The sequence below is a fragment of the Aeromonas sp. L_1B5_3 genome (assembly GCF_963866575.1).
GTDB classification, from domain to species: domain Bacteria; phylum Pseudomonadota; class Gammaproteobacteria; order Enterobacterales; family Aeromonadaceae; genus Aeromonas; species Aeromonas jandaei.
This window is the reverse complement of sequence record NZ_CAWMDN010000151.1, coordinates 1-746: the sequence shown is the minus strand read 5'-3', so window position 1 is coordinate 746 and position 746 is coordinate 1. Positions and strand designations below refer to the sequence as shown.

1 protein-coding gene is annotated in these 746 nt (G+C 57.4%); it reads right to left on the bottom strand.

Annotated features, from left to right (window positions below; translation table 11 throughout):
- Positions 1-44: 44 nt before the first annotated feature.
- The gene (locus tag AACR93_RS19855) at positions 45-512 is read right to left on the bottom strand and encodes a hypothetical protein (protein WP_043851752.1); all 468 of its coding nucleotides are present in this window, start codon (positions 510-512) and stop codon (positions 45-47) included.
- Positions 513-746: the final 234 nt, after the last annotated feature.

Sequence of the window (746 nt, the reverse complement as noted above, 5' to 3'; positions counted from 1 at the left end):
GCCAGCGGGGAGAGGGGTGGAGGCCGGGAACCGGCCCAAACCCCTCAGGAGGCGTTTTCTGGCGCTTCTGGCGTGTCGCCCAAGGGCAACCCTGCCTGACCCGGCATCGGCGCGTCTGCGGCCTTCTGGGGCGCTTTGCGGGGCTTCGGGTAGCCCGCCTTGCGCATGGCCTTGGTCAGCGCCTCGATTGCCGCCCAGGTATCCGCCGCCCACGCCTCGGACGGCTCAAAATCCCCGGCCTTGATAGTGTCGGCAACTTTACTAATACGACTGGCGGCAGACTTTGCGGAATACTGTCGGCTTCGCTTTTCTGCTGCCTGTCGTTCCGTTTCAACGTACGACTGGAGTTCTGTTTTTTCTTCGTCTGTCAGATTCTCAATTAGTCCGTCTGACGGCTCATAAGAATGTACGTCAATAGACCCCATCATCTTGACGATGGCGCGGCGCTTTTCCTTGTCATACCCCCGGTAGGCGAGCACCTGAACCCGGCGACCTTGGCGCTTGAACTGCATGGCTGTTTCTCCGTTTGACTGTGTGATTATATTTTAGTCTGACTGTCGCACGTTGTCAAGCGTTTATTGTCGGCTTCTGTTTTAATCCGACTGTCGCCCTTAAATAAGTTTTCACTGTCGTATTAAATTTTGCTTGACAGTCTGCCGGTCTTCCGATACCATAGCGGTATGGTATCAGTTCGCCCCGGCGCTTTGCCCACCCCTCTCCCCGCTGGCCTGCTACCGCCCTTGGGC

What these genes read in the sequence shown, in the direction of transcription:
- AACR93_RS19855 (WP_043851752.1), bottom strand. Translation starts at nt 512, where the DNA reads ATGCAGTTCAAGCGCCAAGGTCGCCGGGTTCAGGTGCTCGCCTACCGG.